We start from the raw sequence: 17817 nt of genomic DNA, 5'->3' as shown, positions 1-17817 counted from the left end.
CTTGACTCGTGGTTCTCAAACTTCCAGCAACCAAAATAAAACAAAGTATATCTTTCTGTGACTAAAAAACGAGAATAAATCTATAAAAAGCCAATATAGTGTATGAATATAGTAGTATAGTGTAAAATACGCAACAAAACAATGGATATTTTTGTGATATCATTTATTTAATCATATTTTAAATACAAAAACTGCAAACTTATGTCTAAAGACATCACTATTAGAGACGCAAAAATTTACAAGGCGGTTGCCCCTTTAAAAAAGCCAATATCAGATGCTACGCATACCATTACAGAAATTTCATTTTTGGTATTAAGAATTCAATTAGAAAACGGAGTAGTAGGGGAATCATATTTATTGTCTTTCCAATATTCTCCCAATGCTATTGCAGGAGCGTTAAAGGATGCAGTTCCTCATATCATAGGTCACAAAACCAACGAAATGGGAGTCGTTTATAACAAATTAGACGATTTAGCAGAGTATTTCGGAAATCAGGGAATTAATAGATGGGCACAGGCAGCAGTAAACATTGCCATGTGGGATGCTTGGGGAAAAACCTTGAACCAGCCTGTACACGAAATCTTAGGAGTATACCACGATAAAGTATCTATTTACGGAAGTGGTGGTTGGATTTCTTATTCGGTAGACGAATTGATTGAAGAGGTAACAGACTATGCAAACCGTGGGTTTAAAGCTGTTAAGATTAAAGTAGGATCTCCAAAAGTTAGTACCGATGTAGAACGTTTGCGTTTGGTGCGTGAGGCTGTAGGAAACAAAGTAGATATTATGATGGATGCCAACCAAGGAATGGACTTACCATCGGCTATGAAATTGTCTAGAGCGGCAAAGGAATTAAACATCAACTGGTTCGAAGAGCCGGTAAATCACCAAAACTACCAAGCGTTTGAGATTTTAAAGAACCAAGCGGGAATTTCCTTAGCTATGGGAGAGCGTGAATACGATACGTTACCATTGCGTGAACTAGCAACAAGAAATGCCTTAGATATTTGGCAGCCAGATATTTTAAGAATTGGAGGAGTAGAAAAATGGAGAGAAAGTGCAGCATTGGCAGGGAGTTTTAACTTGCCTGTATTGCCACACTATTACAAAGATTACGATGTGCCATTATTGTGTACAATTCCTAACGGGGTTGGAGCAGAGTCTTTTGACTGGGTAGATCCGTTAATAGACAACCCAATGGTGATTCAGGATGGTTTTGCAAAACCACACAGTAGACCAGGATGGGGATTCAATTTTATAGACGATACATTAACCGAAATTAAATTCTAAATGAGCTTAGAGAGTTTTTCTTTAGAGGGACAACGTGCCTTAGTAACAGGTGGAGGAACCGGAATTGGTTTGGGTATTTCCAAAGCGATGATAGAAGCGGGTGCCAAAGTTGTGATTACAGGTCGTAGAGAAGCTGTCTTGCAAGAAGCGGTTTCCGAACTGGGAGCCAATGCATCGTATAGAGTCAACGATATTACAGATAGAGCTAGTATTCCTGCGTTGGTTGCGGATATAGAAACCAACGAAGGACCCATTGATATTTTGGTAAACAATGCTGGAATTCATCACAAAGCATGGGCTCAGGAAACTACGGATGAAGATTTTGAAAGAATCATTCAGACCAACCTAATTAGTGTATTCTCTTTAACGCGCGAATGTGCCAAGAACATGTTGGCACGTAAAAAAGGATCGGTGATTATGATTGGTTCTATGGCTGGGTTATTTGGAATTGATAGAGTGATTGCTTACAGTGCTTCTAAAACCGCATTAACTGGTTTGGTGAATAGTTTAACTGCTGAGTATGCCAAGGACAACGTAAGAGTCAACGCAATTGCTCCAGGATGGATTACCTCAAATATGTTCCTAAATGCGGTGAATAAAGATCAAGCTCGTAAACAGCAGATTACCAACCGTATTGCCATGGATCATTTTGGAACTACCGAGGATATAGGAAATGCAGCCGTGTTCTTAAGTTCACAAGCCGCTAAATACATTACAGGAGTTATTTTACCTGTAGACGGTGGTGCAACGGTGAATTTCTAAAGACACGCAGTGTCTATTTTCAATAACGTAGTAGTGAAAAATACATTACACAAATAAAATAAAAAATGCTTACAGCCTAGAGCCTAAAGCATATAGCCAAATAAAAAAATGAAACCAACATATATAACAGGAGATTCAAGTGTAAGCCCCTATTTTAATGACCAAAGCCGTTTGGTATACGGTACATCTGGTTTAGGAGGAGTTTGGGGAGCAGTGAAAGAAGAGGAATCTATAGAAGCGGTATTGTATGCTTTAGAAAACGGAATTTCTGTGTTCGATACAGCTCCGTCTTACGGAGAGGCTGAAAACTATTTAGGAAAAGCCCTAAGACAATGGACAGGAGCAAAACCTTTTGTAAGTACTAAGATTGGTCGTTTAAAAGGGGCAGATGCTTTTGACACCAAGTTGGACTATTCACCAGACGGATTGAAACGTAGTTTGGAAAATAGTTTAGAAACATTGGGACTTTCTAAAATTGATTTGTTATTCCTACACGAACCACAATTAGTGCCTTTAGACAAGATGGATGAGGTTTTAGATACCTTAAAATCTTTCAAAGCACAAGGATTGATTGATAGAATCGGTGTGGGAGGAAATCCATCGGAGGAGTTTAAGCCTTACATTACCAAGGAAAACTTTGATGTAGTTTCTGGATTCTTAAAACTAAATGCTTGTAACCTAAGTGTTTTTAATGGAGATATTCAACAGTTTCACAAAGAAGGGATCGCTTATTATGCTGCTTCGGCTTTGCATTTCTCTTTATTAGGAAACCGTTTTCAAAAATATGTGGATGAAGGTGTAGATGGAGAGTGGGTTACTGAACAAGATTTACAAAATGCCATCAAAGTAAACGAGATAGCAAAAGAGGTAGGTATGCCTTTAGCCACTTTGGCTCAACGTTACTTATTTTCTGTAAAAGAAGCAGATAGAGTGGTAATGGGAGCTAGAACACCAGCACAAATAAAAGCTACCATAGAAGATTGGAAGCAAGGAAAGTTGCCAGAGGATATTTTTAACAAAGTAACGAGTGTGATTACTGAATCGTATCATTAGTTCTCTCCCGAAGTTTCGGGACGCTCGAACACCTTTTATTAGATAAGCTTTTTACAAATCTATAAGGTCATCGAGGAGCCTGTGCAGAGTGTAACGAAGTATCGAGATGCGGTTAATTTTAATGTTCGAGCACTGAGCTCAGTCGAGGTGTCGAAAACCAATAAACAGAGCTTACAGCCTAAGGCCTACAGCTTATAGCTAAATAAAAAATGAAAACAATCAGTTTAAAAGAACCAGGACAATGGGAGCAATTAGAAGCAGCACAGCCAAGTGCGGAGCTTTCTAGTGGACAAGCATTGTTAAAGGTGAAAAAAATAGGAGTCTGTGGTACAGACTTACATGCTTTTAAAGGAAAGCAACCTTTCTTTGAATATCCACGAATCTTGGGTCATGAATTGGCAGTAGAGGTAGTGGCGGTGGCAGAAGATGTGTCTAATGTAAAAGTAGGAGACAGGTGCTCTGTAGAACCTTATTACAACGAAGTGGTTGGTCAGGCTGTAAGACGAGGGAAAACCAATTGTGGTGAGCATTTAAGAGTATTGGGCGTACATGTAGATGGTGGAATGCAAGAGTACTTTGTGTATCCTGCAGAGTTTTTACATGCAACCAATTCTTTGTCAGACGATCAGTTAGCTATGATAGAACCTTTAGCGATTGGTTGCCATGCAGTAGATAGAGCAGACATTAAAGAAGATGATATTGTATTGGTAATTGGTGTGGGGCCTATTGGTTTGGGAACCATTCAGTTTGCACAATTAAAAGGAGCTAGGGTGATTGCTATGGATATAGACGATACCAAGCTTGCAAAGTGTCAAGAAATCACCAAAGTAAAAGATACGGTAAATGCCTTAGGGAATGTAGAGGAAGATTTAAAAGTATTACTAAACGGAGATTTACCCACTGTGATTTTAGATGCTACAGGAAGTCCTAAGTCGATGATGAATACCTTTAATCTGGCAGCAGTTGGAGGAACGATTGTCTTTATTGGGCTGTTTATGGGAGATGTTTCTTTCCACGATCCTTCTTTCCATAAAAAAGAGTTGACCTTAAAAGCAAGTAGAGCTGCTATGGGATCGGATTTTGGAAGAATTATCCGTTTGATAGAAGCAGGAAAAATAGATGCAAGCTCTTTTATCACGCATAGAATGTCTTTTGACAGCGTACCAACAGAGTTTGAAAAATTATACAAGGAAAAAGATTTAATAAAAGCAATCATAGAACTTTAAGCACGATTTCATGAAATCAAATAAAGATAGTAATGCACAATTTTTAGTGCCGTTAATTATAGTAATGGCCTTGATGTTTGTTTGGAACTTAACCAGAAACATCAACGATGTACTCATTCCTCATTTAAAGAGAGCCTGCCAATTAACCGATTTTCAGTCCTCTTTGGTACAGTCGGCTTTTTTTGGTGCCTACTTTGTAATGGCATTGCCAGCAGGTTGGTACATTCAGAAAAAAGGATACCGAAAAGGAATGGTTGCAGGGCTATTGATTGCTGCTATGGGAGCCTTTTTGTTTTACCCAGCAGCAGAAACTAGGGTATATACTTTCTTTTTAGTGGCTTTGTTTATTATGGCTGCGGGTTTTGCGGTGTTAGAGGTTACAGCATCTCCATACATCACTAAATTAGGAAGTCCAGAAGGAGCTTCTAGTCGTTTGAGTATGGCAGCAGCTATTGGATCTGTTGGGGCAACCATTGCACCTGTACTGGCTTCTATGTTGTTTTTACACGAAGAGGATGTACCTCAATCTACTATAGATGCGTTTACACCAGAAAAGTTAAACAGTTTCCTATCCGAAGAAGCAGCTTTGGTCATACCTCCATATTTAATTCTAACTGGGGTATTGGTAGCAATTGCTTTGGTGGTGGTTTTTATAAAACTACCTAAGATACAAGATGAGCAAGGAGGAGATAAAAAGCCTTTGTTAGATATTTTAAAGTTTAAACATACACTTTACGGTGTTGGGGCTGAGTTTTTTTATGTAGGAGCTGAGGTTGGAATTGTAAGTTTTATAATCCGTTATGCCAAGTGGTTTAACCTTCCTGAGTTGACAGAGCAAAAGTCAGCACAGTTTATTACTGCCTTTATGGGATTGGTTTTATTAGGTCGTTTATTGGGAGTATACATCTTAAAACGATTCAAGCCACAAAACGTATTGGCATTCTGTAGTATTAGTGCTTTTGCTATGGTGACCATCGCTATTGTAACCAATGGGTATTTTTCATTGGCATGTTTATCTGTAGTAGGATTGTTTACTTCTATAGTATACCCAATTATTTTTAGTTTAAGTATGCAAGATTTAAAAGAGTATACCAAAACAGGATCGTCGGTATTCTTATTAGGAATTGTAGGTGGTGCTATTGTACCCCCTCTAATGGGATACATTTCAGATACCATTGGAATTAAATTCTCATTCGTAATTCCATTAATCTGTTATGTCTACTTATTATTCTTTGCTATTAAAGGACACAAAGTAAAAATTAAAGCATAAGTAGATGGATGCATTACAGTTTCGTCGTTTTACTTATTTAGTTTCGGATGTTGATATTTCTAGTTTAAAAATATCTAAGGAAACGAAAGAACAACTAGAGATAGCGGGGATCTACCAATTTGAGATTTATCAGAAAGAGAATAACTATTTTTTAATAGTTGATGCCAAGATAGCTTACGACAGTTATCTGGTTCACAACATATGTACGGAGTTAGGTATTGACTTACCTTCCTTTTCTTTTGAGGAAAAGCCTTTGGAGCGTATTTATGAGTTTGAGCAACAATCCGTTTACAAATCCAAAGATGGACAGTTAAAAACAAGTGTAGTTCCTTACAAAAGATTTGTTTGGACGTTGTTACTCCAAGAAGAACCTGAGTTAATGGCTGAGTATAAAAGAGTTCATAGCATAGGGCAGGCTTGGCCAGAAATTACTGCCAACATGAAAACGGTTGGGGTAAAAGATATGGAGATATACTTATCAGGTACTCAAGCTATTTTAATTATGGATGCTGTTCCTGACTTTGATTTAGAGAAAATAGGACCCAAATGGCAGCAATTGCCTAGAGAAGCGGAATGGCAAGAATATGTGGCGAAGTTTCAACGTACGGATCCAGACAGTTCCATTCAAGAGAAGTGGCAAGATATGACCTTAATTACATCAAAATAAACAAATAAAGAATTTACTAAGATGAAAAAAATATTAGGAGCATTGGCATTGGTAGCTTTAGCTGCATGTCAACCTAGCAAAAAAGAAGCTGCTAAAGAAACAGTAAAACCAATATTTACTTATGAGGAAAACTGGGAAAGTTTACAGCATTACCAAATACCACAATGGATGAAAGATGCCAAATTCGGAATCTTTATTCACTGGGGGCCTAACTCGGTACCAGAAAACCATACGGATTGGTATTCTCGTTGGATGTATTTAGACGAAGGAAATGTGGATCATGTAACGGGAGTGTTGGCTAAAAATGGAAAACCGCATCCTGCATCGGTATTTCATAAAGAAACTTTTGGAGACCCTAAGACCTTTGGATTTAAAGACTTGTTACCTATGTGGACGATGGAAAACTTTAAACCAAAAGAGTGGGTAGACTTATTTAAAGAGTCAGGAGCACAGTATGTGGTACCTGTAGCAGAACACCACGATGGTTTTGCCTTGTATGAATCTTCTATTACTCCTTACAATGCCGTAGCAATGGGGCCTAAGCGTGATGTGTTGAAAGAATTGACGGATGAAATCAAAAAAACAGATTTAATCTGTGGAGTAAGTTCTCACTTGGCTTTCAACTGGAACTTTTACACGCAAAAAGAGCGTTTTGATACAGGAAACCCTGAATATGCAGCTTTGTATGCACCACAGCACGAGCCTTACTCTCCTGCAAGTGCAGAATGGTTGGCAAATACTTGGTGGCCTAGAACAAAGGAAATTATAGACAAATACCAACCAGACATTTTATGGTTTGATTTCTATTTAGATCGTCCTGAGTTTGCACCGTATCACAAGAAATTGGCTGCTTACTACTACAACTCTGGATTGAAAAGAGGTAAGGAGGTGGTGTTACAAACAAAGAACTTACGTTATGAGTCTTATAAGCCAGGAACACATATGTTAGACTTAGAGCGTAGTAAGATGGATTCTTTACGTAAATCTTACTGGCAAACAGATACTTCTATCGGTAAAAACTCTTGGTTCTATACAAAGAACTGGAAACCAAAATCAGCAGAAAGTTTAATTGCTGACTTAATGGATATTGTAAGTAAGAATGGATGTTTGTTATTGAACATTGGGCCTAGAAAAGACGGTATTATTCCAGACGATCAAAAGAAAACCTTATTAGATATTGGTGCTTGGTTAAAAACAAACGGAGAAGCTGTTTACGGATCTACTTACTATGATGTATACGGAGAAGGACCTACCAAAACAGCAACAGGACACCTTTCTGAAGGGAAAAATAAAGGATTTACGCAAGAAGATATTCGTTTTACTACCAACAAGGATGCGTTGTATGCAACGGTTTTGAAAATACCAACAAAAGATGTTCATATCAACTATTTAACAGAAACTAAAATTCAAATTAAATCTATTGAGTTGTTAGGATACAACGGAACTATTTCTTTTGAGCAATCAGCAAATGGAACTACCATTAAATTACCTAAAGGAGTGGATTTAAACTATGCGTGGGTGTTTAAAATAAAGAAGTAATGAAGTATAACTTATATACCGTTCTTATACTAGCTTTTCTTTTCTCATCATGTGGAAAAGAAAAGCTAGTTCGTATCACAGAAGACTTTAACTCCAGTTGGAAATTCAGTAAAGAAGTCCAAACGGAAGCAATTGAAAATACTTTTGATGATAGTAGCTGGCAGGAAGTACAATTACCGCATGATTGGGCGATTCTGGCAGGGTATAAAAAAGAAGGAACTGCTGCAAGTACAGGATTTACAGAAGGTGGAATTGGTTGGTATCGAAAAACATTTACTGTTCCAATAGCAGACCAAGGAAGAGTAATTTGGGTTGAGTTTGATGGAGTATATAACAACTCAACCGTATGGATGAATGGACATGAGTTAGGACACAGACCCAACGGCTATAGTAGCTTTTCGTATGATTTAAGTGAACACATTAATTACGGAAAGGAGAATGTAATTGCAGTTAAAGTAAACCGTACCAATTATGTAGATTCCAGATGGTACACAGGTTCTGGAATTTATAGAGATGTACGCTTGGTGAAAACCAATAAGACACACATACCACAGTGGGGTGTTAAAATTACCACTCCAGAAGTTACAGATAGTAAAGCAACGGTTCGTGTAGAAACTCAGATAGAAGGAGCAGCTGGAGAGGTTGAGGTGCAAGTAGACCTATTAGATGCTAGTAATGAGCTTATAACAAGTAGTACGCAACAAGGAAGAAGAAGTATTTCTCGTCATGCTATTGAAATCAACAATCCAAAACTTTGGGGAGTAGAAAAAGCCAATTTATATACTGCTGTAATTTCAATTAAAGAAAATGGAGTAGTGGTTGATAGCGTTACAGAGACGTTTGGGATTAGAAGCATTGAGTTTAATGCTGACAAAGGTTTTCTGTTGAATGGAAAATCGGTAAAAATTAAAGGAGTAAACCTACACCACGATGCAGGAGCAGAAGGAGCGGCTGCCACCAAAGCAACTTGGGAGTACCGAATTAACCAATTAAAATCTATTGGTGTAAATGCCATCCGTATGACTCACAATCCCCAGTCACCATTACTAATGGAAATTTGTGATGAACAAGGAATGTTGGTAATGAACGAGTTTTTTGATGAGTGGCAAAATGCAAAAGATAAAAACAAAACTTGTTTAGGATGTGATGTAGCCAAAGAAGGAAATAAAGGGTATAGCGAGGTGTTTTTAGACTGGGCAGAAAGAGATTTAAAAGATTTAATTCGTCGTGATTATAACCACCCATCAGTTATCATGTGGAGTATTGGGAATGAAATTGAGTGGACGTTTCCTTATTATTCCAAAGCTTACGACAAAATTAACCCAAATGCGATTCCTTATATAAGTGTTCCCGAGTTTGATGCAAACAAAATTAAGCCTGTATTAAATAAAATGAGTGGAGGAATAGACTCGTTGGCTATTGTTGCCAAGCAATTATCACAGTGGGTAAAGGAAGAAGATACAACACGCCCTGTCACTTGTGGTAGTGTACGTCCTTCTGTTTCTATGGCGAGTGGTTATGGAGCTGCTGTAGATGTAATGGGATTCAATTATAGACCTAACAATTACGATATTGCTCATAAAACCTATCCAAACAAACAGATTGTAGGTTCCGAAAACTGGGTGGCTTATTCTGAGTGGAAAGCGGTAGCGGATAGAGAGTTTATTGCTGGAATTTTTATGTGGACAGGGTTTGCGTATATAGGAGAGGCAGGTCCATGGCCAAGAAAAGGTTTAAATATTTCGTTGTTTGATTTTGCAGGGTTTAAGAATCCAAGAGGGCATTTCTTTGAAACTTTATGGAAACCAGAGCCTAAAGTATACATGGTAACCACTCCAGCCAGTGAGTCTGAGTATTCTTATACCAATAAAGAAGGGTGGAAATTTGAGATGCAATATACACCAGCCCCTGTTTGGAATAAGTTGCGTTTGTGGGAGTGGTACAAGGTAAACGAGTTTTGGGATTATAATGACAAAGAGCCTATTGTGGTACAGACCTATACCAATTGCGAAGAAGCTGAATTGTTCTTAAATGGGAAGAGTCTAGGTAAGCAGCAATTAGCTACTGTGGTTGCTACCGATCATATACTAAAGTGGATGGTTCCATACACATCAGGAGAATTAAAAGTTGTAGGGTACAATAATGGAAAAGTAGCAGATGAGTACGTGCTAGCAACTACCGGAAAATTATCGAAAATAGCAGTAAAAGCAGACAAATCAATTCTAAAATCGGATGGTTATGATACAGCACATGTTTCCGTACAGTTGTACGATGCACAAGGGCATCCAATTAGAAATAAAGAGGTGGAAATTAGTTTTGATGTAGTTGGTAATGTAGCTATAGTTGCAGTTGATAACGGTTGGGAAATGAACGTACATCCACATAATACTCAGAAAGTATTAACACACAAAGGACGAGCTTTGGCTTTAATTCGCTCTAAAACCAACCAAGGGAAGCTTACCATAAGTGCAAGTGTTGGGGCTATAAAAAGCAATCCCTTAGTGCTTGAAATTGAGTGATGTAATTATGATTTGATTTAGTTAAAATCTAGTTTTTACGTCTAGACTTTTGTCATATAAACCAATTGTACTATTAGATGAGACTATTTTATTCCTGTTTTTTTATTTTCGGGGGTAATTTCATAATATAATTCAAATAACAATCAGAATCTCATGAAATATATTGCTCTTTTCGTAATTCCAAGTTTGCTTTTTACTAAAAAAGTAGCTGCTCAGGTTTCCGTAGATGTAAACGTAAATGTAAAACATGTGGTTGGAGATCAATCACACTTTGATAGAAAAAAATACATAACACTACATGCGGGCTTGCAAGACAAAGAGTGGCCTAGTGAAAAAGTACGCGATCAGTTTTTAACCGATTACGATGTCTACTTAGGAAGGAATAACGGTACTTTACCCTTTAGAATTAGACAGGTTGGAGAAGATTTTAGGAGAAAAGGATGGCCCAATGTGAGTGATATTGAAAAGATAGCACAAAGAGCTAAAAAGGAATATGCAAAAACCTATGTGAGTCCTAAAATAGAAGCCAGGAATGATTTTATGATTGGAGGACAATTTAACAATTATCCCGAAGGAAAGCCTGTTAACTCTTGTTGTGGTAAAACCCCATGGACTATGGCTAGTAACGAAGCCTCTGCTGAGTTTTATGCGCATTATTTAAAAAATGCTTTTGGAGGAGATGGAGAAAATAAGCCAAAGTATTTAGAGGTAATTAACGAGCCTTTTGTGCATGCTAAGCAACATCATACTACAAGAAAAAAGATTTCAGAATTTCATGTGGCAGTAGCCAAAAGAGTAAAAGAATTGAATCCGGATATAAAAGTAGGTGGTTATACAGCTGCGTATCCAGAGTATTCTGCCAACAACTCCAATTTTGGACATTGGAAAAACAATTGGAAGCAATTTATAGACATTGCAGGAAAAGACATGGACTTTTTCTCTTTACACATATACGATGGTATGGCCAGAGGAGGAAAAGAAAATTACTTTAGGTGTGGTAGCAATATGGAAGCCATGTTAGATATGATTGAAGCTTACAGTAAAATTAAGTTGGGAGAAGTAAAACCTTTTGTAATTTCTGAATACGGTTATTTTTGGCAAAATGGAGATATAGAAAAGTATACCAAAGAATTTGATTGGCAAAACTTACGTTCTTTCTCTACGATTCTAATGCAATTATTAGAAAAGCCAGATGTAATGGAGAAAACGATGCCGTTTAAATTGTTAAAGGCAAACTGGTGGAAGAGTAAAAAGTTTCCTAAAGCTAAATATCCTTACCGTTTGTTTAGACAGCAAAAGGAATTAGAGGGAGAAAAAGGAAACAAATGGGTGTATACAGAATTGGTAAAGTTCTATCAGTTGTGGAGCGAAGTGAATGGAGTAAGAGTAGATACGAAAGCATCGGATATAGACGTTCAGGTAGATGCCTATATTGATGGAAAAACGATGTATTTAATTTTAAATAATATGGAGACTACGGATCAGACTTTGGACTTACATATAGTAAACACTAAGAAAAATAAGATCAAATCCATTCAATTAAAGCATTTGTACGAAGTAAATGAGTTGCCAATTTTAGAGGAGAAATCTTTAGATATAAATACCTCTAAAGTGACTATTTCACAAGGTGCTACTATGATTTTAAAGTATCAATTTAAAAAAGAAGTTAAAATTAACGAGGTTTCTAAGGAGTCTAAAGTGTATGCAGATAAGTACTTGCAAAAGATAGAGGCAGGTAAGGCTAGTGTCTTTAATTTTACAGCTTCGGAGTTGTCAAAAGGAAAGCATGGAGAGTTGGTTTTGCGTTTAGGAATAGGTCGTGAGCATCCAAAAGCAGGGACTTCTTTTACTTATCCAGAAATTACTTTTAACGGAACTAAAATAGAAGTGCCAACGGATTGGAGAGGATACGATCAGTTGACCAGAAAACGCTTTTTTGGGGTTTTAGAAATTCCGGTACCATACAATTTAATCAACAATAAAAAGGAGAATAATGTAGTGACTGTTACATTCCCAAATAGCGGAGGTTATATTAGTAGTGTGGTATTACAAAAGTTCGATTTCAGTAAAGATTTAAATAGAAAATTTTAAAGTTTAAAAAATATGTTTAAAAGTATAGTTTCAATACTACTTGTATGTTTTGCTATCAATGTACAAGCTCAGTTACCCAAGGTAGCAGGAAAGGAGTGGAAAAAAGTAAAAGCATTGAGCGATGAGTTTAATGGAAAGAAAATAAATACCAAGAAATGGAATATTAAACCAGATGCGCATTACGAGTTAAAATGGATGGGACGTGCACCAGCGTTGTTTCAAAAAGAAAGTTTTTCTATAGGCGATGGTTATTTAAGTATTGAAGTAGGAGAATTGCCAAAGCCTGTAACTATAGGGAAATCTACTTATAAGTACCATGGGGGAATTTTACGATCGTATAAAAAAACAAACATAGGACATTATTACGAGTGTAGAATGAAAATGAACAAGACCGAGATGGGAGGTGGTTTTTGGTTGTGTCACCAAGGAACTTGTGAGCAAAAACACGAGATTGATATTACTGAGTCAGTTGGAAGGCTAACAGAGAAAACTCACAAATGGGCTCATGATTGGCAACGTATTATGCATTCAAATGCTATTCATAGAGGAACGGCTTGTAATAAATCTGTAAGAGATCAAAAAGCTAAATATTTAGATGTAAATAACTCTGATAAATTTTATACGTACGGTTTCTACAGAAAAAGTGCTACGGAGTTGTTGTTTTATTTAGATGGTAAATATGTATATACGCTAACACCACCGGTGCCTTTTGATCAGGATTTAATTTTACAGTTTTCTATAGAAGCCTATGATTGGAATCCGATACCAGAAAAAGGAAGTAAAGTAGCTACAGGTTCTAAAGAAGAAAGAACAACATTGATAGATTGGATTAGGGTTTATGAATTAAAAGATAAAAAATAGAAGTTTTTATCATCACAAATACAAATAAAAGAAGAATGAGACTATTAACCCTTTTTGCAGCTGCTTTTATCACTATTAGTTCAGTTGCACAGAAAAAACCGAACATTATCTTCATCATGTCCGATGACCATGCAGCACATGCCATTGGAGCTTATGGAGGAAGGCTGTCTGGTTTGAATCCTACTCCGAATTTGGATAAGTTAGCAGCAGATGGGATTCGTTTTACCAATGCGTTTTGTAACAATTCTATTTGTACTCCAAGTAGGGCATCTATTATTAGTGGACAATATCCGCAAACCAATGGGGTGTTAGATTTGGATCACAAATTAGATACAGACAAACAGTATTTACCTATAGAGATGAAAAAACTAGGGTATACTACGGCTATGGTAGGTAAATGGCATTTAAAAAATGAACCCGTAAATTTTGATTTTTACAAAGTATTGCCTGGGCAAGGAAAGTATTTTAACCCTTCTTTCTTAGAAAAAGGAAAAGGAGCTTGGCCAAAAAATAAAGTGAAAACGAAAGGGCATTCTAGTGATGTAATTACAGACATTACGATAGATTATTTAGAGAACAGAGATAAAAAGAAGCCATTCTTTTTGATGCATCATTACAAGGCACCGCACGATTTCTTTGAATATGCTCCTAGATATGAAGACTATTTAGCAACTACAGAAATTCCAGAACCTTCTAGTTTGTATTATCAGCCTAATTGGGGATCAGAAGGAGTAAGGGGAATCAATGATTCTTTAAAAACTTACATTGGAACTTCAATTTCTGATCGTCATATGTACCGAAACTACAACTGGATGTTGAACGGAGGTAAGTACAAAGGACAAGAATCTGCACACCAAGGATATCAAACGTATATGAAGAGATATTTACGTTGTGTAAAAGGAGTGGATGACAACTTAGGTCGTTTATTTGATTATTTAAAGAAAGAAGGGTTGTGGAAAAACACGGTGATTATCTATACAGGAGACCAAGGAATGATGTTGGGAGAACATGATTTACAAGACAAGCGTTGGATGTACGAAGAATCTATGCGTATGCCATATATAGTACATTATCCTAAAATGATTAGAAAGGAACAGGTTTCTGATTTGCTAATAAACAACACAGATTATGCTCCAACTATGATAGAGTTGGCAGGAGGAAAAGCTCCTGAATACATGCAAGGAAAGAGTTTTATTAGAACTTTAAAAGGGAAAGAAGAGAAAGATTGGAGAAAGACAACGTATTACCGTTATTGGATGCATATTATACACCATTATGTTCCAGCACATTTTGGGGTTCGTTCTAAAGACTACAAGTTGATTTTCTATTATGGGAAACACTATATGGATCCGTCGGAGTTTAAAAAACACTATTGGGGAAAACAATACTATGGTATTGATAGAGAGACTCCACATACTTGGGAATTGTACGATTTAAAGAATGATCCACAAGAATTACACAACCGTTATAAGGATCCTGCTTACCAAGAGATTGTTAAAGAATTAAAAGCAGAATTAAAGAAACAACGTGAAGAGTTAAATGAAACAGATAAAGACTACCCTAAAATTAAAGCCATTGTAGAGAAGCATTGGAATGATTAATTGATATTTATCTACAGTACATAGAAAAGCTTTGGAGGTTTAACTTCCAAAGCTTTTTCTTTTTATTTATTTTTGAATTACCTCTAATTCTACCAGCTCACAACTAATATCGTTTCTTTGTAGTCCACTTACCTTAAATAATGCGTTAAAAGAAGTATTTCTATCAGGTAGTAGCTGTATAAATTTTTTGAGACTTTCTTTTTGGGTAAAATAACGTAAGGTTGCCATGGTGCCAATATCATTGTTAGAAACAAAGTAAAATGCTTGTTTCCCTTTTGTAAAAGAGGTGAAAGATACCATTGCGTATTCCACTCTTCCATTTTTCATTCGTTGTGTGTTATAACGCTTTTTTGTATTGTCCTTTTCGTATTGAAATCCATCTTTATACAGTGAAAAACAATTGCTTTTTTTTAGAAAAAATGAATTGGAAAGGTTCATCGTCTTATACTGACCAATAAATAAGAGGTTATAGTTGGAAATATCATTATAAGTAAGCTTACTTTCAAGCTGAAGTAGATAATTACTATTATTTTTTGTGAACCATTCTGTCAGTAATTTTACTCCATATGGAGCCATTTTAGACATTAAAGTGTAGTCTGTCGCTTCTAGATTTCTATCTGGATTTTCTTGTACGTATCTCACATAATCATTTTGACTGTTGATTGGGTAAACAGTAGGATGTTTTTCGTTATACTGTTTATCTATAACGTTTACCATATACTGATCTGAAATAATTACCATGTTTTTGGCATTATTTTCAAAGAAAGGTTCCCAAATTAAGCTATGATTGTTGTAGTACTTCTGTATTAAAAATACAGTAGCCATAGAAAGTAAAATGATAGTAATACTTATATAAATGCTTTTAAGCGTTAGAGAAAAATTGTAAGTTGTTTGTGTTTTATATATCTTTTTAAAATCTTTATGTGGGATAAACCTAAGATTGTATTGCCCTTTTGGGATAAAAAAAACAAGATCCTCTGCTTTTCCTACTTCATTATAGTAGTTCTCTAATTTTTTTCTCAATTTAGACATGTAAGAACGTATAGTTCCTCCTGTTTTTGTACTTGTGTAACTTTCACCGAATAAGTCTATGCCAATAGTCTTTTCTGTTACATCTTCAACTTTTATTGCTTTTTCTACTAAATAGGTAAGAATTCTTAAATGGGTTGGAGCATTTACAAATAGGTTATGTTTACTAATTTTTCGTAGTGTTTCTTGAATTTTTTTTGAATCGATGTGTTTACTCATAAATTTAAAACTCAGCTCTGTTTTTGATTTTCCAATTTAACTAAAATCTAGAAGCTTAGAAATAATTTTGTTAGTATATATAAAAGACGAAAATTAACGGTTAAAAACACCGTATCATCTCTATTTTACAACCCTTTTATAGGGGTTAAAATAGTTTAGGTCTTTATAACATTAATTAATTTTAAAGAGAAATTATAATAACTATTAATACATCTAAATGAGTATGGAAAAAAGTAAGCTCTTACTAATTGCAGTTTTTTCGTTTGTAAATTTTATAGTTGCACAAAAATATACTGCAACAAAAGAAAGCTTAAGTCAACATAAGAAAGTACCTGAATGGTACAAAGATTCTAAATTAGGTATCTATTTCCATTGGGGGCCTTATTGTGTGCCTGCCTATGGTGGGGAATGGTATCCTAGGTGGATGTATACATCAAAAGAAAGTGGTTGGGGATCTGGTTGGAAAGAATATCATGAAAAGACGTATGGTAAAGATTTTAATTATCACCAATTTATTCCAGATTTTACAGGAGAAAACTTCGATGCTAATGAGTGGGCAAAATTATTTAAGGCTACTGGAGCAAAATTTGCAGGTCCAGTTGCGCAACATCACGATGGTTTTGCGATGTGGGATAGTGAAATTAACCCATACAATGCCAAAGATAAAGGACCAAAACAGGATATTGTCGGTTTAATGTTAGCTGCTTTAAGAAAAGAGAATTTAAAAACAATTACTACTCTACATCATGCATTCACTTTTAAACATGAAAAAAGACCAACTTATTACAATATAAGCCCAGAATATGCAACTTCTAGTAATGATTCTGAATTAAGAAAACTTTATGGGAATATGCCTGTTGAGGAAGGACGTGAATACTGGTTGGCTTTAACAAATGAATTGGTAGATAAATACAAACCAGATTTATTATGGTTTGATTCTGATTTGGATAGAATGCCTTGGAAATACCGTTTGGAGATGACATCTCATTTCTTCAATACTTCAGTTGAGAATGCTAAGCAAACGGCTATTATAGCTAAGCAAAAAGATTTACCTCCGAATGTGCGAATTCTAGATGTTGAGCGTGGTGGACTCAAAGGAATGCCACAAGATTATTGGATGACAGACATCACCATTAGCGATAAAGGAAAAGGATGGGGGTATATTAATGGACAGACGTACAAAAAGACAGGTGTAATCTTAAAGAATATGATTGATACTTGGAGTAAGAAAGGGGTGGTACTTCTAAACATATCACCAGATAAAACAGGTACTATCAATAAAGAACAAAGAGCTATCTTAAAAGAAATTGGTGATTGGATTCAAACACATCAAGAGGCTATTTATAATACTAGAACTCACGATGTATTTGGGTACGGAACTGCCGAAATTCATGATGGAAGCCATGGAGGACAATCTTCTACGATTGAATATACAGAAGAGGATGTTCGTTTTACCAAATCGAAAGATGGAAAATATCTGTATGTGTTTTTATTGGGTCAACCTAAAAAAGGAACTCAAGTTGAATTGCAACATGTTGTCTCTAAAGGGGACAGTGTTAGAAACGTTAGTTTTTTAGATGGTGAACAACTGAAATGGGAAACCAAAGAAGATTTACTAAAAGTAACGATTCCAAAAAATAGAGATTTAGATGGAATTGCTACGGTTTTTAAAGTTGAACTTTAACCCTTA

General features: G+C 36.0%; 13 protein-coding genes. 12 read left to right on the top strand and 1 reads right to left on the bottom strand.

Features of this window, described 5'->3' with window-relative positions:
* Positions 1-201: 201 nt before the first annotated feature.
* From ACXHHC_RS02845 to ACXHHC_RS02795, 11 genes are all read left to right on the top strand, one after another.
* Positions 202-1290 carry a mandelate racemase/muconate lactonizing enzyme family protein gene (locus ACXHHC_RS02845; RefSeq protein ID WP_458228146.1) on the top strand — a complete coding sequence of 363 codons (1089 nt, stop codon included), beginning with the start codon at positions 202-204 and terminating at the stop codon, positions 1288-1290.
* Entirely contained in the window at positions 1291-2052 is a 762-nt protein-coding gene (locus tag ACXHHC_RS02840; RefSeq protein ID WP_458228145.1) for an SDR family NAD(P)-dependent oxidoreductase, read from the top strand. It begins immediately after the preceding gene.
* A gap of 108 nt (positions 2053-2160) precedes the next feature.
* Entirely contained in the window at positions 2161-3105 is a 945-nt protein-coding gene (locus tag ACXHHC_RS02835) for an aldo/keto reductase (RefSeq protein ID WP_458228144.1), read from the top strand.
* A gap of 209 nt (positions 3106-3314) precedes the next feature.
* The gene (locus ACXHHC_RS02830; protein ID WP_458228143.1) at positions 3315-4331 is read left to right on the top strand and encodes a zinc-binding alcohol dehydrogenase family protein; all 1017 of its coding nucleotides are present in this window, start codon (positions 3315-3317) and stop codon (positions 4329-4331) included.
* Between the two features lie 10 nt (positions 4332-4341).
* Positions 4342-5601 (top strand): L-fucose:H+ symporter permease, encoded by a 1260-nt coding sequence (gene fucP, locus ACXHHC_RS02825; RefSeq protein WP_458228142.1) that lies wholly within the window; start codon positions 4342-4344, stop codon positions 5599-5601.
* Between the two features lie 4 nt (positions 5602-5605).
* Positions 5606-6268 carry an L-rhamnose mutarotase gene (locus ACXHHC_RS02820; protein ID WP_458228141.1) on the top strand — a complete coding sequence of 221 codons (663 nt, stop codon included), beginning with the start codon at positions 5606-5608 and terminating at the stop codon, positions 6266-6268.
* A gap of 21 nt (positions 6269-6289) precedes the next feature.
* Entirely contained in the window at positions 6290-7807 is a 1518-nt protein-coding gene (locus tag ACXHHC_RS02815; protein ID WP_458228140.1) for an alpha-L-fucosidase, read from the top strand.
* Positions 7807-10326 (top strand): glycoside hydrolase family 2 TIM barrel-domain containing protein, encoded by a 2520-nt coding sequence (locus ACXHHC_RS02810; protein ID WP_458228139.1) that lies wholly within the window; start codon positions 7807-7809, stop codon positions 10324-10326. The genes ACXHHC_RS02815 and ACXHHC_RS02810 overlap by 1 nt, the downstream gene beginning before the upstream one ends.
* Positions 10327-10479: 153 nt before the next feature.
* Entirely contained in the window at positions 10480-12417 is a 1938-nt protein-coding gene (locus tag ACXHHC_RS02805; RefSeq protein WP_458228138.1) for a hypothetical protein, read from the top strand.
* Positions 12418-12429: 12 nt separating this feature from the next.
* On the top strand, positions 12430-13278 hold the full coding sequence (locus ACXHHC_RS02800) for a glycosyl hydrolase (protein ID WP_458228137.1): 849 nt from the start codon (positions 12430-12432) through the stop codon (positions 13276-13278).
* A 35-nt stretch (positions 13279-13313) separates the two neighbouring features.
* Positions 13314-14879 (top strand): sulfatase family protein, encoded by a 1566-nt coding sequence (locus ACXHHC_RS02795; protein ID WP_458228136.1) that lies wholly within the window; start codon positions 13314-13316, stop codon positions 14877-14879.
* A 66-nt stretch (positions 14880-14945) separates the two neighbouring features.
* On the opposite strand, the gene ACXHHC_RS02790 is transcribed toward ACXHHC_RS02795, so the two are convergent.
* Positions 14946-16127 (bottom strand): hypothetical protein, encoded by a 1182-nt coding sequence (locus ACXHHC_RS02790; protein WP_458228135.1) that lies wholly within the window; start codon positions 16125-16127, stop codon positions 14946-14948.
* A gap of 223 nt (positions 16128-16350) precedes the next feature.
* On the opposite strand from ACXHHC_RS02790, the gene ACXHHC_RS02785 reads away from it, so the two are divergent.
* Entirely contained in the window at positions 16351-17811 is a 1461-nt protein-coding gene (locus ACXHHC_RS02785; protein WP_458228134.1) for an alpha-L-fucosidase, read from the top strand.
* Positions 17812-17817 lie beyond the last annotated feature (6 nt).

The sequence above is a fragment of the Wenyingzhuangia sp. IMCC45574 genome (assembly GCF_054182685.1).
Note: the sequence above shows the minus strand (reverse complement) of the source record. Positions and strands in the feature narration are given on the sequence as shown.